This window comes from Methylovulum miyakonense HT12 (genome assembly GCF_000384075.1).
Classification (GTDB): domain Bacteria; phylum Pseudomonadota; class Gammaproteobacteria; order Methylococcales; family Methylomonadaceae; genus Methylovulum; species Methylovulum miyakonense.
Genome location: NZ_KB913025.1, coordinates 3,741,657 through 3,762,625, shown reverse-complemented (window position 1 = coordinate 3,762,625; position 20,969 = coordinate 3,741,657). Strand labels below are relative to the sequence as shown.

Sequence of the window (20,969 nt, the reverse complement as noted above, 5' to 3'; positions counted from 1 at the left end):
TCTCATGCTGTGGACACCTGATTGATAAAACGATTTAGTGTTTTTTTGAAACATCCAGTACAAAAACATCAATCAGTTTTTGTTCCTGTGGGGTCATTGTATTTTTAAGCATCGCGGCTAACTGTTCCGTTGAAGTTGGCGGAGGCAGGCCTTGAGGATGAGTCGGCAATTTAAACCAAATGACCAAAAATAGACCTCGGCCTTCGGTTTCCGGAGCGATTGTATAAAACGGGATAAGTTGCTCATGAATGGTTTTCCAGAGATCCTTGTTGTAATCGCATTTTATTTCGACGGGAAACTTTAAGGTTTTGCCGTCACGAATAAATGATAGTTCTAGGTCAGCGCGTTTGGCTTTGGCATGATGTACCTCCAGATCAACCTGAATATCATACTTTGCCAAAGAAGCCTTTAGCTTCCCGTATAAATAATCACGACAAATATTCTCAACCCTATAATTTGTGGGTTTACCATTGCTATCGACATTCCAAAATTGTTTATAGCTATCGTTACTGCTGCCGTGTATTTCTGCTGCCAGCTGTTCCAAGCAATCAACAGTAAGTGCCGCCAAATCAGCAACATTAGCTGGTTTTAAATTGCTGAGTGTATTGATGACTTGCGCCGCATTGGGATGTTTGAACAATGCTTCTCTTCGGCTGAGCTGTTGAGTTTGTTGGGCGCTCTGAATTTGAGTATGCCAAGCACTTAATTTTGGCTGGCTCAGTAAATCGGCCAAAATTGCTGCACTCTCTTCGCTGGGATTGTAGGCAAGGCCGTTAAGTAAAAACTGAACATAGTCTTTTTCTTCCGTTGCGGGCGTCACAGTGCCGCTTCTAGGCCATAACGGATTGCAACGTGGCGCCAATACTTCGATCAACATTCCTTTAGTTGAAGCAGGAAAGTCATATCTGTCATAATCCGAACGGGAAATTTGGATTAGAAAGCTACTTAAACGATTGATACGTTGGCTTTTTCCTGTAACAGTTTGTTTGACTTGAGCTTCGTATACTTTCGGCTCTATAACCAAACCGGTAGCAAGCCAATAAATACGTTGTGCTAAATCCATGCCCTTGCAAGTCAGTTTTTTTTCAACCATTGTCAGTAATTCGATTTTATCTACGTCTGCAATAGCTCCTTCCAGCAAGTATTTGAGGTGGGTAACATGATTTTTATAGCCTCTAACTGGATATTTATTGAGTAAAGGCATAACTGTCAGCTTAGCAGTTTTCTTTAAGTCTGGGTCATAAGCCAGATTATGCAACCCATGAATAAATTGACTCTTGGCGGCTAATAGCGCTCTGACATAATCGATGAATAAGCGCGAGACCAATTCCGGCTTCGACTGGTAAAGCGATTTAAACCAAGCCTCATGAGAAGTACCTTCCGCGAAACAAAAAGCCACCGCTTTGCTAAGTAACTCATCACTTAATGATTCGAGCATGGCAGGATTTTCCTGATAAAGCGTATCCATACAAACCAGAAAAGGTAGGCGAATGTAATGGTACTTACTTTTCACCGCCGACGTATATATCTCAAGTGGCGTTGGCAAATCGGTTCGTTGTAGTATTTTTCGTAAACCCGTTTTTGCTGCGTTTATAAGTATTTCATCGTTGTTGAGATATTCAGCCAAACGCTCTTCGCGTGATTTTCCGTTTGTTTGGACAAGATGATTAAATGCTATCGCTAGCTGATTAAAAATATGCGGAGGTGCGCTACCGTCGGCAATTTGTGCTTGATGTTCATGTAAGTAGCTCAGCTTTTTGTTTAGCTCCTCATCACGTTCAGCAGCCCATATTTTTTCTGAGTTAATATGTTCATATCGCCAGTCTGGAATATTGTAATAAGTTAAGTGCTGATAAGTTTCAAGATATTCGGGATGATCTTCTAACCAATTAACAAAGTAATCCAGGGATAAGCCAGTATCGTTCTGTTGGTCGTACAGTGTTATAAATGCCTGTTCAAAATAAGCACAGCTCAATTTGAAGTCAGTTTCCGAGAGTGCCTGATTAAGCCACCATTGGGCAATAGTTTTGGGTGGAGTAGTATCGTGTAACCGCGAAAATATTTTACGAATTTCCCCAAAGATGTTTTCAAAAGTTTTTATTTGCTTTAATCCTTCACCGATAATTGCCAGGTAACGATCAGGATGGGAGTCAAGCCAACTGTTGATTTGCTGGCGCTGTTCCAATGGGAGCGTGTAGTGATTATATTCATTAATGTCAATGGACAACCAGCGATAGAGGCGCTCAGAGCTAATGGTTAATCCATGAATTTGCAAACCTCGTATTAATAATTGACCCACAGTGTCGATTATTCCTACTATTTTTTTGTGACCCATAGGGCCAAGAGAATCTGTTTTCAGTTCAAAAAGCTGATCCAGAACCACGGCAAGATCAGTATCTGTTAAGCGCATTGGAAGTAGATTTCGCCAAAAATTACGGTAAGCAATTACGAAATTATTTTTTGGTGGTAGTAAATATTGAAAAATGTTGAAAGCCGTTATTTTTGTGGGAAATAATTTATCCAGCAAATTTTCCAAAAGGCCATTTTCGGTGTCCTCAATTTTGCCTTGTCGAATATCATCCGCCAATAGTAACAAGCTATCCAGGTCTTCGGGATACTGGTGGAGAAATGCGTCCAGTGCGTTGCCACGTACTCCCTCCCAATAAGAGCTGTCCCGAATAATGGTTAGCAATGATGCTTTAATTGTTGCTATCGGTTCGGAACAAAACAAACCATTTAGTAAACAGTACAAAAGAAATTGCTCGCCATTGCTACGACTCGTGTTGTTGAGTACCGCGCTTAACTCATTCGCCATATCTCTGGTGGTAATCGCTGAGAATGCGGTGGTATGCCAGTCCCGATTGGGAAAGCTTGTGGATTTTGCTTCCTTAATCAGGGCCTGGAATAGTTGGGATTTAGCTGATCTGGGAAACAGCAGCGCATCGCCATTGACGATGACGCCGACTGGATCAATCTCAATCAAACGCTCGCGCGCTTGTTCGGAATGCACACTAAGCCAAGCCATCAAACCACGCAATGCCGCGACTATGCCGCCGTCAAACCCACTGGTTAACGCCAGTACCCGGTTAATCAACAAACCTTGCTTTATCTTTCCTGCTATGAATTGTGCCGCCAGATATTCCGCCACGCTGCGATGCACGTAGCTGAATTCATTATTTCCGGTCTTATTAAACAACCGTGTTTTTAAGGCGGCTTGTATTGGTAAAGCATTCGGAATGGTCAAGTCTCTTAGGCTAATCCGGCCTTCGCCGGCTTGGCCTTCCGTGAAGCCGGAAAGGTTAGCGATAAGTTGTACCGCACACAAAAAACCTGCCGCTTCCATTAATTGGGGAGTCGTGGCTGTTTGTGTTACCGAATGATCGTCATTAAACTCGGATGCCAGTTGTTTACAGGCTAATTCGTAAACTTCCTGTTTACTGATCGGCCACCCGTGACCACCTTTGACAGCATTAATCAACATATCCAAGGTTTGCGGGTTATTTAGCAAACCGGACAAGCCGAATTGTTCGGCTTTTTCAATAAAGCCGTTTGTATCAGGCACTCGCTGATCGTTGCTTATTATCTGCTCAATGTCGTCACTGCTAAGCGGGTTTAAATGCAGAATGGTTATGGCCTGGTTAGGGCTGATTCGGGCTAAATCATTGGCATCGGGTGAGCCCAGCCAGTCGGCTTCCCGGCAGGAAATACGGAAATATTGACAGCCTAATTGACTGAGTTTGCTGCGAATTGCGCCTAACGGTGTGCGGGCGTCGTCTTTGCCCGCCCTTGCTTCATCCAGGCCATCGATAAATAAGGTTTTATCCCGCCATTCGTTGCGGTCGAGATCAATGAAGTCACGGGCGGAAATGTAAAAGCCGTTGTCGGTGTTTTGCGCTTCTTCTATGAACAGGCTTGATTTCCCTGCCCCCGGTTCGCCTAATAATACATAAGCTGCCCGCTCCCTAAAGTTGGTAATTGGACTTGGAAGGCTCTCTTCCCCATCATCCATTTTCTTTTCGGTGCAGGTACGCGGAACGTGGTACATAACTCTAATCCAACCAATAATCGGCAGGCTGAGATAAAAATTCCGCCAGTGCTACGCCGCCATTCCCCACTAAAATCTTTTTGGCATGGCTGTACTTTTGGCCAAATACGTCCAGGCCTTTTGACAACACCGGATTTGGCGCACTTTTCACTTCTATGGCGGCCAATTTTCTCCCTTTAGCCAATATGAAATCGACTTCCTGATTGCCTTCACGCCAGTAATAAAGTTTGGTATCTTCGTAGCTGGTATTAAGTAGATGTGCGCCGACGCAGCTTTCCACCAATCTGCCCCAATAACTCCTATCAGCCTGCGCTTCGGCAAAGCTGTAATCCTGAATTGCTGACATTAAAGCTGTGTTGAAGACGTGAAACTTTGGTGCTGAGTTGCGTTTACGGACTTCCTGCGCCGCATATTTTTGTAATCCGGTTAGTAATTTCGCTTCAGCTAATAAATGCAGATAATCTGCCAGGGTTTCGGTGTGTTTTGCTTCGTTGATAGCATCAATCATTTTGGTCAGTGACAATTCCTGGCCTGAATAATGACAACCCAATTCAAAAAGTTGTTTCAGCAGCATAGGATTTTTGATGCGCACCATTTGCAAAATATCTTTTTCAATATTGGGTTGGATCAAGCTTTCCCTCACATAGCGTCGCCAGCGTGTTTCATCTTTGATTAGCCAAGCACTGCCGGGATAACCGCCGAAATAAATGTATTGCTCCAAGCTAAAACCAAAAGCTTGCTGCATTTCGGTGAATCCCCAGTGACTGACAGGAATCACTTCATAGCGCCCGGCTAGGCTTTCGGACAAACCTTTTTGCATGAGCAATGGTGCGGAGCCGAGCAACACAACATGCATAGGAACACCATTAGTCCTATCGGCATCCCATAGGCCTTTGACTATGTCTGACCACTGTTCGATTTTCTGGACTTCGTCGATAGCAAAGACGAAGGCGGCAATTTGCCCGTTTTTGTCAGTATTTTGCCTAGACTTTAACCATTGTGCTGTGCGGTTCCTGGCTTCTTGCCACTGAAATTGCAGCCAAGTTGCATCCTTTCTTTGAGGTGGCGAAACACTAGCTGGTTTACCGGCAAAATTATAAATTTCATTGCCTATGGCTGGCTCTTCATCAACTGAGATGTAGTAACCTTGAGCTTGGATTTGCGAGATAAGATCTCGAATGATCGTGGTTTTGCCAACTTGTCTTGGGCCTGCCAGCAGATTAATAAAATGCACGGGGTCGCTAAGCCGCGATTTAAGCAAATCTTCTTGTGGTCTTTGGTATTTCATCGTGTTACGTTACTGAGTAAATTTACTCAGTAACGTAACACGATGAAATAATATTGTCTATTTTTGTATATACGTAGGCACAAACATGCTGTCCGTTGCTTATGAAATGTGATATTTGGCAGTGCAATCTGTTTGCATGTGATTGGTAGAGCAGGATATAGTGAACGGCTGCTTTTATAGTATTTACCTGACTTATAAATACACTTGAATTCAAGATCTCGGATGTCTGCAAAGAGCCGATACTTGACGGTTACCTCAATAAAACCAATCATTGCCAGCGGCCGGTTTTTTGCCGGAATATCTGGCAGGTTTGCTATAAAATAGGTGGCATTTTGACTGGAATACTCCGTTCGTAACAGACTCGCCGGGATTTTCGGCGGTTTGGGCTTACACTTCCGGGATGGGCGTACTGTCCGCGTCCTATTCCGTAGCGGCGCTTCGATAACCCTTTAACCCATATTCCAACCGATAGGATCTCTCATGACTATGGCCTTAATCATCGGCAACAAGAATTACTCGTCCTGGTCCCTGCGCCCCTGGCTGTTTTTGAAACATCACGGCATTGCGTTCGAGGAAGTGCGGATACCCCTTTACCGGGACGATACACAAGCCCGCATCGCCGGGTTTTCTCCCGCTGGAAAGGTACCGGTGCTGATGGACAACGGCATTACCGTCTGGGATTCGCTGGCGATCCTGGAGTATCTGGCCGAGCGCTTCCCGGAAACTCAGGGATGGCCGGTATCGCGGGCCGGCCGCGCCCAGGCCCGTTCCCTGGCCGCGGAAATGCACACGGGCTTTGCCAACCTGCGCAGCCATTGCGGGATGAATTGCCGGCGGCCACTTGTCGCCAAGGCATTGCCCGATGTGGTCCATAACGAAATCGCGCGGATCGGTCGAATTTGGCGCGAGTGCCGGGAAAATCACGCCGCCGACGGCCCTTGGCTGTTGGGCCGTTTCAGCATTCTCGATGCCATGTACGCGCCGGTTGCCTTGCGTTTCCATACCTATCGGCTAGAAGCGGGGCCGGCGGCTCAAGACTACGTGGATACGGTGCTGGGTCATCCGGCGATCAAGGAATGGATCGCATCGGGCCAAGCGGAAACCGAAATCATTCAGGCGTTCGAAGATTGAGGGCGAAGGTTTGGGCCGCGTTGCTGGCGGTCTATGTGGTTTGGGGATCGACCTACCTGATGATCCGTTTTGTGGTCGAGACGCTGCCGCCGTTTTTGTCGGCGGGACTGCGTTTTCTCGTTTCCGGCGTCATTTTGCTGGGTTGGCGGTGCCTGGCCGGGGATGCCGTGCCGACTTTGCGCCAGTGGCGTTCGGCCGCCATTGTCGGCACCTTGTTATTGCTCGGCGGCAACGGCTTGGTCTGTTGGGCCGAACAAACCGTCCCGTCCGGCGTTGCCGCGCTGATCATCGGTACCGTGCCTATGTTCCTGGTGATTGCCGATGCGCTCAGACCCAATGGCACCCGGCCGTCGCTGCGCGTGCTTGCCGGTTTGGTCATCGGTTTCTTGGGGATTTACCTGCTGGTCGGCCCGTCAGCGATTTCCAACGGCATGCCGTTAAACGGGCCCGGCGTGGCGGCGCTTCTGCTCGCCAGTTTGCTTTGGGCGGCCGGTTCGATCTACAGCAAGAACGCGGATTTGCCGGAGACGGCACTGATGACGACGGGCGCGGAAATGCTGTGCGGCGGATTTGCCTTGATGACCGTCAGCGCCCTTAGCGAAGAATGGGGCGTGTTCAGCTTTGCCCAGGTATCGGCCAGCTCATGGCTGGCCTTGGCGTATCTGATTCTGTTCGGCTCAATGATCGGTTTCGCGTCCTACGCCTGGCTGCTGCAGAACGCGTCGATCCCGCTAGTGGCGACTTATGCTTACGTCAATCCACTGGTGGCGGTGTTTTTAGGCAATTGGTTCGCGCAAGAGCCGCTGACGCCGCGCATCCTGAGTGCATCGGCGATCATCATTGGATCGGTCATATTCATGAACAGCTCATACCGGGGAAAGCCAGCGGCGACGCAAGGCGCGGGCAAATGATGCGCCCCAACCGTTAGGCTTAGAAGCTGTTTAAAAACGTCGCGAGCTCGTTCAGGACAAGGCGAAAAAGCGCGAAAAATCGGAGTGTACATGGAGTACATGAGGATTTTGAGCGCTTTTTCAACGCAGTCATGGGCGAGCGCAGCAGTTTTTAAACAGCTTCTTAGGGAACCGCCCTGAGCCTTGCGCATCTGTCCACGAACGCCCTGTCCGCCCTATACCGCGCGAATTCAGGAGGAAAAAGAGAGGCGTTCATCGGGGCGGTTTTCGCGAACAATGCTGGTGCGCTTGGTATAGAGAGACTATCAGAAAACAAGGATAATCAAGTGACTGGCAAAATAATTTCAACCTTGAGGCCTCCCTCTACTCGATTGCTCACGTTGATCTTGCCATGATGGGTCTCTAGCGCTTTCAGCGCGATGGTTAGTCCCAAGCCGATGCTTTGGGATTTTTGGCTATGGGAGCCACGAAAAAAGGGGTCAAAAATAGAGGATAATTCTGTTTCGGCTACGCCGGGGCCCTGGTCGGTAATGTCTATATGCAATTGGTGGCCACTGACGCCAAGCTTGGCGTCCACGCTGACTTTACTATGGCTGCGGGTATATTTGACCGCATTGCGCAGCACATTTTCAACGGCTCTGCTGAGCAGGTCATAGTAGCCTTGAAGAAATATTTCCCCGGCTATGTTTAAGTCGATTTCGACGTTTTTGCTGTCCGCTTCAAGCCGGGCATCTTCAACAATTTCAGTGATTAATTCATTGATATCGACCACTTCCAGTTTGCCAATGACCCCGGCTTCCAGCCTTGAAATGGCCAGTAATTCGCCGATCAGATCATTCATCCGTTGCGATTCCTTTTCAATCCGTTCCAGCATTAGGGGGATTTTATCCGGCTGCTGGTAGGCCAAACCGATAGCCGTCTGAATTCTGGCCAGAGGCGAGCGCAGTTCGTGCGAGACATCATGAAGGAGCCGCTGTTGCACATTGACCGATAGTTGAATTTGGCTCACCATGTGATCAAAGCTAAGGCCTAAATCGGCCAGCTCATCGTGGCGTTGGCCCATAGTTTGGCCGGCACGGGTATCAAGATCACCTTCGGCAACGGCTGTAAATGCTAACTGCAATTGCCGGATCGGTTTGGCAAAATACCAAGCCGATACGCCACTAAAAATAAGGCTGACAAAAAAACCTAAGGTGATCGGCAACCAGGGTGGCGGCGGATCGGGGTGTGTTGATGGATTATTTTCAGAATGCAACGCAAATAGCAGATAGGTCTGGCCATCCCCGGTTTTTATGCGCCGGACGCCATTAGCATGGGAAGCCGCTAAGGATTTAGCCTGGGCTAGGATTTTTGGCGCTACTTCGCGCCCCAGCAAATCCTTACCAAAATCATCGATTGCAAAGAGGGGTGGCAGTGCCGGATTATGGCGGGATTCAGCCAGGAAGCTGCGTAACCCGTCTACGCCGCCTTTACTGAAAATCAGGCTGGCAGCGTTTAGATAAGGGGCGGCAGAGTTGACGGCTATTTGTGGTTCAGCCCCATTGGCATTCAGCGCCGCATTGCGCTGCAACCAGAAGGCCGCCCCCATGCCGCCGCCCATCGTCAACAAGGCCAGCCAAATGACGATGAAAAACTTCCAGAATAGCCTGCCCATGGGTCGTCACACTTTAACGAATAAGTAACCTTTGCCGCGTACCGTCAAAATACAGGAGCGGCCGTCCGGCAGGTTGCCGAGTTTTTGCCGGATACTGCTCACATGGACGTCGATACTGCGGTCAAAGCGCGCTAAAGGTCTGCCTAAGCCTTTTTCTGAAAGTTCTTTTTTGCCGACAATGGCGCCGGCATTAACAGCCAGGACTTCAAGCAAACTAAACTCCGAGCTGGTCAAATCCAGCAGCCGGCCTTGCCATTGTGCTTTGCGTTGCTTCGGCCATAAAGTCAAAGGCCCCTCAACGAGTTTATCATCGGGATGTTGGGAGGAATCTAACCGGCGCAAGATTGCGCGAATGCGCGCCACCAGCTCACGGGGCGTACACGGCTTTGGCACATAATCATCCGCCCCCGATTCAAGGCCGACAATACGATCCACATCATCGCCTTTGGCCGTCAGCATCAAGACCGGAATCTGGCTGTCCAGGCGGATCCGGTTTAAAACCTCAATCCCTTTCATGCCGGGCAGCATGACATCCAACACCACCAAGTCGTAATTACCTGAGACGGCCTCTTGCCTGCCGGCTTCGCCCTCGTGAATGGCAACCATGTCAAAACCTTCCTGCGTCAGATATTCCGCCAGCATTCCGGTGAGTTCAACATCATCGTCAATCAGCAATATTCTAGTCACTATGTAAACCCTGGTTTTAATGTCAGTAATAGTAACGGCTTTTACCGGACATAAGCCAACATTTACCAAAATTTACATTCTGTTAACGGTATTTAACACTATTTCAGCGATACTAAGCACAGCGAAAATCAAGACGGTTTTCGAATGATTGAATTGGATTTGCAAACTGATATGCCGGAAATTGAAATAAGCCCTACTTGCCCGTCACAAATTGCGCGTTTTTTGCGCTAAGCAAATGATTGATCTGAAGACTATCAAAAGATTGCTTATTGTTGCCTGGCTAATGCCATTGTTGCCTGGCTGCGTGGCCGGGCCGGATTACCAGCGTCCGCCGACGGCTTTTCAGGCCAAATGGGCCTCGGCATTGGCAGATCAGCCCTTAGGTAGTCGGCAAAACCTGCATGCCTGGTGGCAATCCTTTCATGATCCCCTATTGAACTCACTGATTACCCAAGCCCGTTTGGGCAACCGCGATGTGTTCCAAGCCGAAGCCAGATTGCGCGAAGCCCGTGCCAACCGGGATTTATCAGTCGCCAACATTCTGCCGACCTTATCCATGAACGCCTCGGCGAGCAAAAACCAGCCCAGCACGGCGTCCCGTTTTGGCCAATTCGGCCAATTCGGCAGTTCCTATAATCAGTTTAGCCATGGCCTGGATGCCAGTTGGGAGCTGGATTTATGGGGCAAGCAGCGGCGTTCCATCGAATCTGCCGAAGCCACGCTGGACGCAAGCGCAGAGGATTTGCAGGATGTGCTGGTCAGCTTGTACGCCGAAGTTGCCTTGAATTACATCGATGTAAGACGCTACCAGAACGAATGGGTTATTGCCAAAAACAGCCTGAAAGCGCAACAGGAAACCTATGATATAGCCCGCTGGCGGGCGCAAGCCGGGCTGGTTTCCGAAGTGGATGTGCTCCAGGCCAGGCAATCGGTCGAGAGTGCCCGCGCCGATATACCCAAATTAACCAGCGCGCTCGAACAAGCCAAACATGGCCTGGCGGTGTTATTGGGAAAACAGCCTACGGAATTAAACGCCTTATTGGCCCAGTCCGCGCCCATTCCGGCCGCAGCTGACCACATTGTCGTCGGCATCCCGGCGGATGTGTTGCGGCAAAGGCCGGATGTGCGCCGGTCGGAGCGCAAACTGGCGGCGCAAACCGCCCAAATCGGTGTTGCCGAAGCCGGCGCTTACCCCAGTTTTACGCTGTCCGGGTCGATAGGCTTGGAATCCCTGTTGGCGGCCAATTTGTACACGGCCGCCGCCAAAACCTTTCAAATGGCGGCCAGCTCGGCATGGGTCCTGTTTGATTCCGGCCGTATCCGCAGCAATGTGAAAATACAAACGGCGCTTCAGGAGCAGGCTTTAGGGCTTTATCAAAACACTATCCTGACGGCGTTAAAAGAGGTCGAGAATTCACTGACCGCGCTTGACCAGGAATGGCAACGCCGCGACGCGCTCAAAGCCTCGGCAACTGCCGGAAAAGAGGCATTGACGCTGGCCCAGCAACAATATCAAACAGGCACAGCCGATTTTCAAAGGGTATTGGATGCGCAGCAATCCTTACTGACGGCCCAAAACCAATTGGTCGAAAGCGAAGCGGAAAGCGCTTCTAACCTGATCCGGCTTTATAAAGCGTTGGGCGGCGGCTGGGATGTTAATGCCACCCAGCCACATCAGACTCCTCATTGACAGACATGAAAACACAAAAAGACATAACAAAAGTCCTTGAAATGGCAAATCCCGACGGTAAATCCCGCTGGCTGTGGTGGTTGCTGGCGGCTGTTATCTTGCTTTTGATCCTATTTGCCGTTTTGCGGATAGACCAGCCAGCACAGGTGCGTTATCAAACCGAAAAGGCACGGCGCGGCGATTTGGTAGTGACGGTCAGCGCCACCGGCACACTCTCGCCGGTCAATGAAGTTGAAGTGGGTATTGAAGTGTCGGGCACTATCGAAAAAGTGTTTGCCGATTACAACGACCAGGTGAAAGTGGGGCAAGTGCTGGCCAAGCTGGATACCCGTAGGCTGGAAGCGCAAACCCTGCAAAGCCAATCGGCGTTGGAGGTGACGAAAGCGAAAGTGTTGCAGGCGGAAGCAACCTTGCAGGAAGCGCAATTAAAACTGGGCCGTTACGAGCAGACCCGGCAATTAAGCGGCGGCAAAGTGCCATCCTCGACGGAGATGGATACGGCGCGGGCAAACTTGGCTAGGGCTAAAGCCGATCGGGCGAGCGCAAAAGCTTCGGTGCTGCAAACCGGGAACACCTATAAAGACAACCAGATTCAGTTGAACAAAGCCGTTGTGCATTCCCCCATCAACGGCGTTGTGCTGGATCGCTCGATCGAACCCGGACAAACGGTCGCCTCGTCGTTCGAATCCCCGGTTCTGTTCAAACTGGCGGAAGACCTGACCAAAATGGAACTGCAAGTCGATGTCGATGAGGCGGATGTCGGCTTGGTCCGGGAAGGCCAGGAAGCCGCGTTTACGGTGGACGCCTATCCCGACCAGACCTTTCCGGCGCTTATCACCAAAGTCCGCTACGGTTCCGAAACGGTGGACGGCGTCGTGACCTATAAAACCGTCTTGACTGTCGATAACACGTCACTTTCGTTGCGTCCAGGCATGACCGCGACGGCAACGATCATCGTCAATAAAAAATCCAACGTGCTGTTGGTCAGTAATGCCGTGCTGCGGTTTTCTCCGCCGCAAACCGCCGCTACCGAAAAAAAATCCACAGGCGGATTGCTTAGCGCCATGCTGCCGCGCCCGCCTGCTTCCGCTTCCAAACTGGCGGCTGGTGCAAACACAAGCGGTAACCAGCAGCAAGTGTGGACAATCAGCCAAGGGAGTTTAAAACCTGTCCCCATCACTAAAGGCGCAACGGATGGCGCCTTTACCGAGATTGCGGGCAGTGCAGTCGATGCCGGTACCGACTTAGTGACCGGGATTTTAGAAACATCTAACCAATAGGATCACAATGGCCGACCATCCATTACTGGCGTTACAGGGCGTGACGAAGACCTACGGCACGGGCGATGCCCAAATGCACGCGTTAGCCGGGATCAATTTAAGTATCAATCCGGGAGAATTTGTGGCCGTCATGGGGCCGAGCGGTTCAGGGAAAAGCACTTGCATGAATATCCTGGGTTGCCTGGATACGCCCAGCAGCGGCGAGTACCGCTTCCAGGGCGTGAACGTCGGCGGCCTGACCCGAAACCAGCGCGCCCTGTTGCGCCGGCATTATATCGGCTTTGTCTTTCAAGGCTTTAACTTGCTCAACCGCACGACAGCCTTGGAGAATGTCGAACTGCCGCTGATCTACCGGGGAATGGATACGGCTACACGGCACCGCTTAGCCAAAGCGGCTTTGGATGCCGTCGGGTTGGCGTCCCGTGAAAGCCATACGCCGGGCGAGCTTTCTGGCGGCCAGCAGCAACGCGTTGCCATTGCCCGTGCGATTGTAACGGAACCTGCCTTGCTGCTGGCAGACGAGCCCACCGGAAACCTCGATTCGAAACGCAGTGTCGAGATTATGGAGCTATTAACGGCCATTAACCGGGATCAGGGCATTACCGTCGTCATGGTCACGCATGAACCGGATATGGCTGATTATGCAAAGCGCATTATCTCCTTCAAAGATGGCTTGATCGAAAGCGACCAAAAATTGAAAGGCTACCTATGTTAGGAAACGCATTCTTACTGGCTTTCAGGGCATTACGGCGCAATGCCATGCGTTCGGTATTGACCATGCTGGGCATCATTATTGGCGTGGCGGCGGTTATTGTCGTGGTCACCTTAGGCAGCGGCGCGACCCGGCAAGTGAGCCAACAAGTCGCCAGCCTGGGCAGCAATCTATTAATGGTTAGCGTGGGCAAACGGATGGGGCCGGGACAGGTATCCGGCGCAGAAGCTTTCAAGCTGGCCGATGCAGAGGCGTTAGCCAACGACGTTTATGGACTGGCCGCCGTTGCGCCCGTGGCATCGGGTTCAACCACCGCTATCTACGCGAACGAAAACTGGTCGACGAACGTTTCCGGCACGACCGATGCTTTTTTTTCGGTCAGCAACCAGCCTGTTGCCGAAGGCCGCCTGTTTACCGCCAGCGAAGCGCGGCTCGGCACGGCGGTTTGCGTTATCGGACAAACCGTGGCGGCCAAGCTGTTCGGCCAGCAAAACCCCTTAAACAACCGGATTCGCCTGCAAAAATTGTCCTGCGAAGTCATCGGGGTCTTAAAAGCCAAAGGCCAATCCACCATGGGGACAGACCAGGACGACCTGGTCGTTGTGCCGTTACGCACATACCAACGCCGTATAGCCGGTAATCAGGATGTCAACCTGATCAAAGTCTCGGTGCAGGACGGCCAGGATACTGAAAAAGTCAAACACGAGATTGAAGGCATCCTGCGTACCCGCAGGCACCTTGCTAGTACCGAGGAAAATAATTTTAATGTCATGGACATGAAAGAGATCGCCGCGATGCTGTCGAGCACCACCCAAACCATGACTGGCATGCTCAGCGCAGTCGGCGCCGTCAGCCTGCTGGTCGGCGGCATCGGCATTATGAACATCATGTTGGTTTCGGTGACGGAACGGACGCGGGAGATCGGTATACGGTTAGCCATTGGCGCTTTGGAGAATGAAGTGCTGTTGCAGTTTTTGGTGGAAGCCGTGGTGTTGTCATCCTTCGGTGGCCTGATCGGCATCCTTCTGGCGCTGGGCACGGCATGGGGATTATCCGGCCTTATGCAAGTGCCGTTTGTTTTTCAAGGCGGTATTGTTCTTACCGCATTTTTATTTTCGGCGGCGGTAGGTGTGGTCTTTGGCTATTTCCCGGCGCGAAAAGCGGCCCGGTTAGACCCGATAGAAGCTTTACGGCATGAGTGACTGAATTTCTACAGGATAAAAGGAGCTTACGTTATAAGGACTTATTGGCTGACTAGTCTTTGATGTGACTAGTACTCAGTCAGTATTAATATGTCGTGTAAATAATTTGAGCGCGTAGCCTTTCTCCATTCATCCTTCGACAAGCTCAGGACGAACGGGGAAAGGCTACATGCTCCCAACGTAAATCCGCCCATCCACGGAAAAATCCGTGCCCAGAGACTTAAACCATTCATGCTTCGACACGCTCAGCACGAACGGTTTAAGTCTCTGATGTAGCTTTTCAGGCTGCATAGCCTATTGATTTATAAATTTTATTTCTTAATTGTGGGCAGTGCCCTTAGGCCGTCAGTTCACGCAGCCTTTGCTCAAGAAAACGCCGTTCGGGTTCTTGCCGCACTAGGCTAAGGGCTTGTTGATAAGCCATGATGGCTTCCTCCGATTTTCCTAGCCGCCGGCACAAGTCCGCCCGCACCGAATGCGCCAAGTGGTAACCGGCAAGGTCGCCGCGCCCGAGTATCGCATCGACGAGGGCTAGCCCGGCGGCCGGGCCGTCGCGCATCGCCACCGCCACGGCGCGGTTCAGCTCGATGACTGGCGATGGCTCGATTTGCAGCAACAGCCCGTAAAGGGCGGCGATTTGCGCCCAATCCGTGGCGGTGGCAGCGCTGGCGCTGGCATGCACGGCGGCGATGGCCGCCTGCAAGGCGTAGGGGCCGGGCCGGCGTGATTTTAACGATTGTTCCACCAACGCCGACCCTTCCGCAATCTGCTCGCGGTTCCAGAGCGAGCGGTCTTGGGCGTCGAGCAAGACCAGCTCGCCCGTTGGCGAGCACCGCGCGGCGCGGCGCGATTCGTGCAGCAGCATCAACGCCAGCAAGCCTTGCGCTTCGGGTTCGGGCAGCAACTCGACCAGCAGCCGCCCCAAACGGATCGCCTCTTCCGACAGGTCACGCCGGGTCAACGACGCACCGGATGATGCCGAGTAACCTTCGTTGAACACCAGGTAAACTACCCGCAACACCGATTCCAGCCGGTCCGGCAAGTCGGCGTGGGTGGGCACTTGATAAGGGATGCTGGCATCGCGGATTTTGGCCTTGGCGCGGACGATACGTTGGGCCAGCGTCGGCGCGGGCGTCAGGAAGGCGCTGGCGATCTCTTCGGTCGCCAGGCCGCAAACCTCGCGTAAGGTCAAGGCCACTTGCGCGTCCGGCGACAGTGCCGGATGGCAGCAGGTGAAAATCAAGCGCAGGCGGTCGTCCTCGACACCCTCATCGTCCCAAGGTTCGGTAAGCTCACTGACGGGGTCGGCCAGCGCGTCGGCATCTTCCAGCACATCGAAGCGGGCACGGCGGCGCATGCCGTCGATGGCTTTAAAACGCCCGGCCGAAACCAGCCAGGCGCGTGGGTTGGCGGGCAGGCCGGCACTAGGCCATTGCTCCAGTGCCGCGCGGAAAGCATCGTGCAAGGCTTCTTCGGCGACATCGAAATCACCCAGCAAGCGCACCAGCGTGGCGAAAATATGCCGCGATTCCAAACGGTAAAGGGCGTCCAACGCCTCGCGCACGGCGTCTGCGTTGATGGGCGATGAGGCTGCATTTGCCGGGGCGGCGTGATGGCTGTCTAAGGCGAGGAGGGTGTCATGCGTTTCCTGAATCATCACGGCCCCTTAAGCATGGGCTTCGGGCAACTGGCACGTCCCTGGACCAGCGGCAAGACTTGTCCGGTCAGGACATGGTTGAATTTGTCCGGCTCCTCGAACGGCGGGTTATGCGCGGACTGCTCGAACCACACCAATTGTTTGCAGGGCGCCGTTAGCGTGTCGAAATAATGTGCGGCCAGTTCGGCGGGGATATGGCGGTCGTAGCGGCCGAGCAGGAAAAATATCGGCACGTCGAAAGACCGGTACTGCTGGGTCAGGTCGAGCCGGGAAATCTCAGGATCCAGCAATTCCAAGGAAAAACGGTTGCCTTGCCCGAACTTGACGAGGTCAATGAGGTTCGCCTCATCGGTGCCTAGCGCGGCCCAAATCAGTTTACCGGTCGACAAGCTAGCATGGAACACGCCGCCGAAACGCTCGACCCAGTTGCCGACCGCCAGCCGCTCGTCGATTGGCGAGTACGGCGGCGGGCCGATTTCTTCCAGTTCCGAGACGGCTTTGGTATTGCCGCGCCGCTTGGCTTCGGCAAGCGCGAACCCGTAGGACAGCTGGTCGCCGTGCGGCATGTCGGCAATTTGCGCCACCCCGACGTAGGCCGCGACCTTTTGTGGATGCCGGGCGGTATAAATGACCCCCAGCGCGCTCCCCCAAGAATGGCCGAGCAACACCACCTTATCTTGGCCAAAACGATGGGTGACCTGCGCCACCAACTCGTCCAAATCGCTGACGAAGCGGCTGATAGTCATGGATTCCGGCGGAATATCGGCGTGGTAAGAACGCCCGGCGCCGCGTTGCTCCCAATACACGACCAGGAAGTGCTGTTCCAGAGCCGGATTGAAATGCCGGAACAGCGCCGATTCGCTGATGCCGGGGCCGCCATGCAGCAGGATCAGGATAGGGTTGGCCTGCGACACGCCACGGAACCAGACGCTTTGCGGCACGCCGCCGATGGCCAGAGTTTCCATAGTTGCGATGCTGCCGGGAATCATGCGGCCTTCCGCATCCGTGAACGGGGCGGTATGGATGCCGCAGCCAGTGGCCAACAGCAGCAACGCCAAAGCGGCGGCGCGGTTAAGGGAAACGCAGCGGGCGGATATTTGTTTCAGTGTTTTATGGAAATTGTCCATGCCATGCCCCTTCATAATTTCTGGATACAGTTGGTTGTGGCTAGAAATATTTCTGGCGTCATGCCGTTGCCATCGCCATGAGTGTGCACACAGTCCGCCAATTGCGGCTGGTCGCCGAAACACCCAGCAGCTTTTCCGCCTGGGCGGCGAGCTTGGACCGGCCTATCCCCTTTGGGGCATGCAGATAAAAAACCTTGCCGATCAGGCGGAAGCGTTCGGTTTCCTGCTTGATGTTTGCAAGCGTTTCCAGGCCAGGGGTTTCCGGTGCGGCGCTCAAAAAAAACAGGTGCAAGGTATTGGGTTCGGCTTCCGCTTCAGGGAAGGGGTTTGACTTAAGCGCCTGTTCCAGTTCCTGTGGCTCCAGCAACAACACTTGCGGGCTGAAACCACGGCTTGTGTTGATTTCAGCGCTGATTTTATTTGCAAGCTGTAGCGTATTTTCTGCCTTGCCTTGAAAAACCACATTACCGCTTTGGATATAAGCCTTGACATTGATTAGGCCGATATTTTCCAGGATAGCTACCAGCCCCTTCATCGGCAGGCTATTATTCCCACCAACGTTGATACCCCTAAACAGAGCAATGTAAGTCTTCATTTTTTCACCTTCCGAATTATCCCTTTCGGGACGATGGCCGTCTGGAGCAGGCAATCCGGCGCGGCCAGGATGAATCGGTTGACAGGATACACGCCTGTTCCCCGTTATGCGCCCACCCACGGGTCGTAGCTGCCGACGCTCCACAAGCGGCCCTCCAAATCGCGGCACGTAAAACCGCGCCCGCCATAATCTTCGTCTTTGATGTCGAGCTCGATTTTAGCTCCGGCGGCGACGGCACGGACGTACACCACATCGGCATCGGCCACCACCAGATAGGAACTTTGCGTTTCAAAGCCGCCGATCTCGTCCGGTTGCTTGATGTGCTTGGAAAATTCTGTCGGCTTCCCCGTGGATGCCAGCATCAGCATGCCGCCGCCGAGCTTTAATTCGGCATGGGCAATCGTGCCGTCGGGATTTTCAAAGGCCTGGTGCTGCTCGAAGCCAAACACACGGCACAGCCAGGCTATGGCGGCCGGGGCGTTGCGGTAACGTAACACGGGGATGATGGTGCTGGCGGTTTGGGACGAAGTGGTCATGGCCATCTCCTGGATCAATCAGTTAGGTGGTTTACGAAGGTTTATTGGCTCGGACCGGTATCGCCCGGTCTGGATTAGTGAAAATATGGACTGGCGGCTATTTACGAATAACTGAAACGGGTCACCGCAAATGCCTGAAAATCCGCCCGAAGCGGGCCAGCATCTCCGGGGTTCCTTGTTTGATCAAGCCTTTTTCAGCCGCGTAACCGTTCTGGTTTTCGCCAAAGCCCAGCGTCAGGAATTCGATGCTGGTCGCCACCAAGACCAAGTCCGGATGGGACGCCGGGCCAAGTTCCCCTATGGCCTTGCCGTCGCCGACGGTGATATGGAATATTTCGTCGTCGATACGGAATTCATAGGTCTCCGAAATCCCCTGCGCCGCTTTAGGGTCGAAAGTGACCAGCAGCGCCTGCATCGCCCAACGCGGCTGGAAGAACTCGCCCGGTTTCGGTGTGCCTAGCAACGAGAAGCCCCATTTCACCAGTTCGCCGACCACCTTGCCCAACCCCCGGCCACGCTCGGTGAGCCCATAGACGGCCGATGCCGCCGGTGGCGGCAGTTTTGCCCGTGCCACGAGCGCTTGGCTTTCCATATCTTTTAAGCGCGCCGACAACAGGTTAGGGCCGATGCCGGGCAGGGCATTCTGCAAGTCCTTGAAACGCTTGGCGCCGGACAACAATTCGCGGACGATCAGTAATGTCCAGCGTTCGCCGACGATATCCAGTGCTTTGGCCAGGGCACAGAACTGGTTGTAACTGCGGGGTGTTTTGTTCATGGCTGAAATTTTCCGCCACCGGCAAATAAAAGTCAAAATAATATAGTTGACGATATATATTTTTTAAGTTAAAACTATATAAAACTTAATCAATAGGAGGCATCATGAAATCGTATCTACATTGGCTGTTACGTAACCGCATTGCCGTGATAGCGGTCATCTTGGCAATCACCGCGCTTGCCCCGTAAACTAGGCGCGGCATCTGAAAATCATCATCGACCCCATGACGAACGCATCATCAGACACCATTCGGTAGGACAAAGCGTAGCGGGCGAGTCCCGATCTTTGCCCCTGTGACTGCGTCGATGGCTACCGGTTTAATGTCCTCTCCCGTTTCAACATCCTGGATACGTACCAACGGGCCGCCGCCGCGATACTGATGCCCCCAGGCGCCAATCATAACCAGCACCGGCAGAAAATCGCGGCCGGCGGCAGTCAACACATATTCCTCGCGCGGAGGACGCTCCGAATACAGCCGTTTTTCCAATAGCCCTTCCTCCGTCAGCGTTGCCAATCGCCGGGTCAGCATCGTCGGCGCGATGCCAAGACTTTTTCGAAACTGGTCGAAGCGGGTTAGGCCAATATGGGCGTCCCGCAGAATCAACAGGCTCCAGGTGTCGCCGAGGAATGCAAGGCAGCGAGCGATCGGACAAGGGTCGGCGTAAATATTTTTATCGTTCATACTGTTTTAGTAGTGACTTAGTTTCAAAATGGTAGTAACATTACTATCGAAATGATAGTAACACTTAACCGATAGACAATCCACCCCAATAAGGAGATTTGATATGAACAATAAAGACAGTGCTGTAGCCCTGATCACTGGCGCATCCTCGGGCATTGGGCTGGTAACGGCCAAGGCCCTTCAACGAGCGGGGTACCGCGTATTCGGAACCAGCCGCAAGGTGCTTGCAAGCGCCGACGGCATCACGATGCTGACCTGCGACGTGACCGACGAAGCATCGGTAAAGAACACGGTCGCCGAGGTATTGAAACAGGCTGGACGTATCGACCTGCTGGTCAATAATGCCGGTATTGGTTTGCTTGGCGGGGCGGAAGAATCGTCCACCGCGCAGGCCCAGGCCTTGTTTGACGTCAACGTCTTTGGCATTACTCGTGTGACCAATGCCGTGTTGCCGACCATGCGCAACCAAGGGAAAGGCAGAATCGTCAATGTCAGCTCAGTCCTTGGCTTGATCCCATCGCCTTACAACGCACTCTATGCCGCGACCAAGCATGCGGTTGAAGGCTATTCCGAATCGCTTGACCATGAACTGCGTACCTTAGGAATCCGGGTTGTGCTGGTAGAGCCGGGGTTTACCCGAACCTCGTTCGAGGAACGCATGACAAATCCCGATCAGCCGCTTGCTGTCTATGACTCGGTGCGTGCCGACATGACAGCGCTCATGCGGAATGGGGTGAATGCAGGCGACGCTCCTGAAGTGGTCGCGCATACGGTGGTAAAAGCGGCGACTACGGTAGCACCAAGACGGCGCTATACGGCTGGAAAACAAGCAAGCCAAGTACGTTTCCTGCGCCGTTTCCTTCCGGAAGCCGTGGTAGACAAGAGCTTGCGCAAGTTTAACCAGCTGCCGATGGTCTGAATAATTGAAAGATAACGATAGCGAGGTTTCCGGAACGGCTGGCCGGGCAACTCTATGCCTTGTTCCAAGGCGCCATCG

17 protein-coding genes are annotated in these 20,969 nt (G+C 52.5%); 7 read left to right on the top strand and 10 right to left on the bottom strand.

What is annotated here, in order from left to right:
- Positions 1–34: 34 nt before the first annotated feature.
- Together METMI_RS0118440 and METMI_RS0118435 are read right to left on the bottom strand one after the other, a co-directional pair.
- The gene (locus METMI_RS0118440) at positions 35–4,045 is read right to left on the bottom strand and encodes an NACHT domain-containing protein (RefSeq protein WP_019867781.1); all 4,011 of its coding nucleotides are present in this window, start codon (positions 4,043–4,045) and stop codon (positions 35–37) included.
- Positions 4,046–4,049: 4 nt separating this feature from the next.
- Entirely contained in the window at positions 4,050–5,333 is a 1,284-nt protein-coding gene (locus METMI_RS0118435) for an ATP-binding protein (RefSeq protein ID WP_019867780.1), read from the bottom strand.
- A 480-nt stretch (positions 5,334–5,813) separates the two neighbouring features.
- Between METMI_RS0118435 and METMI_RS0118430 the strand changes: the two genes are divergently transcribed.
- Both METMI_RS0118430 and METMI_RS0118425 read left to right on the top strand, forming a co-directional pair.
- Positions 5,814–6,464, top strand: a complete 651-nt coding sequence (locus METMI_RS0118430; protein WP_019867779.1) for a glutathione S-transferase family protein — start codon at positions 5,814–5,816, stop codon at positions 6,462–6,464.
- Positions 6,461–7,375 (top strand): EamA family transporter, encoded by a 915-nt coding sequence (locus METMI_RS0118425; RefSeq protein ID WP_019867778.1) that lies wholly within the window; start codon positions 6,461–6,463, stop codon positions 7,373–7,375. The genes METMI_RS0118430 and METMI_RS0118425 overlap by 4 nt, the downstream gene beginning before the upstream one ends.
- A 322-nt stretch (positions 7,376–7,697) precedes the next feature.
- On the opposite strand, the gene METMI_RS0118420 is transcribed toward METMI_RS0118425, so the two are convergent.
- Positions 7,698–9,029 carry a sensor histidine kinase gene (locus tag METMI_RS0118420; protein ID WP_019867777.1) on the bottom strand — a complete coding sequence of 444 codons (1,332 nt, stop codon included), beginning with the start codon at positions 9,027–9,029 and terminating at the stop codon, positions 7,698–7,700.
- Between the two features lie 6 nt (positions 9,030–9,035).
- Complete coding sequence (locus METMI_RS0118415) at positions 9,036–9,716, bottom strand: response regulator transcription factor (protein WP_029151793.1); 681 nt, start codon at positions 9,714–9,716, stop codon at positions 9,036–9,038.
- A 283-nt stretch (positions 9,717–9,999) separates the two neighbouring features.
- Here METMI_RS0118415 and METMI_RS0118405 point away from each other — a divergent pair, with 283 nt between their 5' ends.
- From METMI_RS0118405 to METMI_RS0118390, 4 genes are read left to right on the top strand one after another with little or no spacing between them, the layout of a single operon-like run.
- A complete protein-coding gene (locus METMI_RS0118405) occupies positions 10,000–11,406 on the top strand; it encodes an efflux transporter outer membrane subunit (RefSeq protein ID WP_232215253.1) in 1,407 nt (468 codons plus the stop codon).
- A 5-nt stretch (positions 11,407–11,411) separates the two neighbouring features.
- Positions 11,412–12,686, top strand: a complete 1,275-nt coding sequence (locus tag METMI_RS0118400; RefSeq protein ID WP_019867774.1) for an efflux RND transporter periplasmic adaptor subunit — start codon at positions 11,412–11,414, stop codon at positions 12,684–12,686.
- A 7-nt stretch (positions 12,687–12,693) separates the two neighbouring features.
- The gene (locus METMI_RS0118395) at positions 12,694–13,401 is read left to right on the top strand and encodes an ABC transporter ATP-binding protein (RefSeq protein ID WP_019867773.1); all 708 of its coding nucleotides are present in this window, start codon (positions 12,694–12,696) and stop codon (positions 13,399–13,401) included.
- Positions 13,395–14,600, top strand: coding sequence for an ABC transporter permease (locus METMI_RS0118390; protein WP_019867772.1), 1,206 nt, complete (start codon positions 13,395–13,397; stop codon positions 14,598–14,600). The genes METMI_RS0118395 and METMI_RS0118390 overlap by 7 nt, the downstream gene beginning before the upstream one ends.
- A 337-nt stretch (positions 14,601–14,937) precedes the next feature.
- On the opposite strand, the gene METMI_RS0118385 is transcribed toward METMI_RS0118390, so the two are convergent.
- From METMI_RS0118385 to METMI_RS0118355, 6 genes are all read right to left on the bottom strand, one after another.
- Complete coding sequence (locus METMI_RS0118385) at positions 14,938–16,257, bottom strand: RNA polymerase sigma factor (protein WP_019867771.1); 1,320 nt, start codon at positions 16,255–16,257, stop codon at positions 14,938–14,940.
- Positions 16,257–17,384, bottom strand: coding sequence for an alpha/beta fold hydrolase (locus METMI_RS0118380; protein ID WP_019867770.1), 1,128 nt, complete (start codon positions 17,382–17,384; stop codon positions 16,257–16,259). Before METMI_RS0118380 ends, METMI_RS0118385 begins: the two co-directional genes overlap by 1 nt.
- A gap of 58 nt (positions 17,385–17,442) precedes the next feature.
- A complete protein-coding gene (locus tag METMI_RS0118375) occupies positions 17,443–17,979 on the bottom strand; it encodes a DUF1697 domain-containing protein (RefSeq protein WP_019867769.1) in 537 nt (178 codons plus the stop codon).
- 104 nt (positions 17,980–18,083) lie between these two features.
- Positions 18,084–18,515 carry a VOC family protein gene (locus tag METMI_RS0118370; RefSeq protein ID WP_019867768.1) on the bottom strand — a complete coding sequence of 144 codons (432 nt, stop codon included), beginning with the start codon at positions 18,513–18,515 and terminating at the stop codon, positions 18,084–18,086.
- A 121-nt stretch (positions 18,516–18,636) separates the two neighbouring features.
- A complete protein-coding gene (locus METMI_RS24565; RefSeq protein ID WP_019867767.1) occupies positions 18,637–19,290 on the bottom strand; it encodes a winged helix-turn-helix transcriptional regulator in 654 nt (217 codons plus the stop codon).
- A gap of 238 nt (positions 19,291–19,528) precedes the next feature.
- Entirely contained in the window at positions 19,529–19,972 is a 444-nt protein-coding gene (locus METMI_RS0118355; protein ID WP_019867766.1) for a winged helix-turn-helix transcriptional regulator, read from the bottom strand.
- 103 nt (positions 19,973–20,075) lie between these two features.
- Here METMI_RS0118355 and METMI_RS0118350 point away from each other — a divergent pair, with 103 nt between their 5' ends.
- On the top strand, positions 20,076–20,891 hold the full coding sequence (locus tag METMI_RS0118350; protein ID WP_019867765.1) for an oxidoreductase: 816 nt from the start codon (positions 20,076–20,078) through the stop codon (positions 20,889–20,891).
- Positions 20,892–20,969: the final 78 nt, after the last annotated feature.

What these genes read in the sequence shown, in the direction of transcription:
- METMI_RS0118400 (WP_019867774.1), top strand. Translation starts at nt 11,412, where the DNA reads ATGAAAACACAAAAAGACATAACAAAAGTCCTTGAAATGGCAAATCCC.
- METMI_RS0118430 (WP_019867779.1), top strand. Translation starts at nt 5,814, where the DNA reads ATGACTATGGCCTTAATCATCGGCAACAAGAATTACTCGTCCTGGTCC.
- METMI_RS0118370 (WP_019867768.1), bottom strand. Translation starts at nt 18,515, where the DNA reads ATGACCACTTCGTCCCAAACCGCCAGCACCATCATCCCCGTGTTACGT.
- METMI_RS0118435 (WP_019867780.1), bottom strand. Translation starts at nt 5,333, where the DNA reads ATGAAATACCAAAGACCACAAGAAGATTTGCTTAAATCGCGGCTTAGC.
- METMI_RS0118440 (WP_019867781.1), bottom strand. Translation starts at nt 4,045, where the DNA reads ATGTACCACGTTCCGCGTACCTGCACCGAAAAGAAAATGGATGATGGG.
- METMI_RS0118355 (WP_019867766.1), bottom strand. Translation starts at nt 19,972, where the DNA reads ATGAACGATAAAAATATTTACGCCGACCCTTGTCCGATCGCTCGCTGC.
- METMI_RS24565 (WP_019867767.1), bottom strand. Translation starts at nt 19,290, where the DNA reads ATGAACAAAACACCCCGCAGTTACAACCAGTTCTGTGCCCTGGCCAAA.
- METMI_RS0118385 (WP_019867771.1), bottom strand. Translation starts at nt 16,257, where the DNA reads ATGATTCAGGAAACGCATGACACCCTCCTCGCCTTAGACAGCCATCAC.
- METMI_RS0118395 (WP_019867773.1), top strand. Translation starts at nt 12,694, where the DNA reads ATGGCCGACCATCCATTACTGGCGTTACAGGGCGTGACGAAGACCTAC.
- METMI_RS0118420 (WP_019867777.1), bottom strand. Translation starts at nt 9,029, where the DNA reads ATGGGCAGGCTATTCTGGAAGTTTTTCATCGTCATTTGGCTGGCCTTG.
- METMI_RS0118380 (WP_019867770.1), bottom strand. Translation starts at nt 17,384, where the DNA reads ATGGACAATTTCCATAAAACACTGAAACAAATATCCGCCCGCTGCGTT.
- METMI_RS0118375 (WP_019867769.1), bottom strand. Translation starts at nt 17,979, where the DNA reads ATGAAGACTTACATTGCTCTGTTTAGGGGTATCAACGTTGGTGGGAAT.
- METMI_RS0118350 (WP_019867765.1), top strand. Translation starts at nt 20,076, where the DNA reads ATGAACAATAAAGACAGTGCTGTAGCCCTGATCACTGGCGCATCCTCG.
- METMI_RS0118405 (WP_232215253.1), top strand. Translation starts at nt 10,000, where the DNA reads ATGCCATTGTTGCCTGGCTGCGTGGCCGGGCCGGATTACCAGCGTCCG.
- METMI_RS0118390 (WP_019867772.1), top strand. Translation starts at nt 13,395, where the DNA reads ATGTTAGGAAACGCATTCTTACTGGCTTTCAGGGCATTACGGCGCAAT.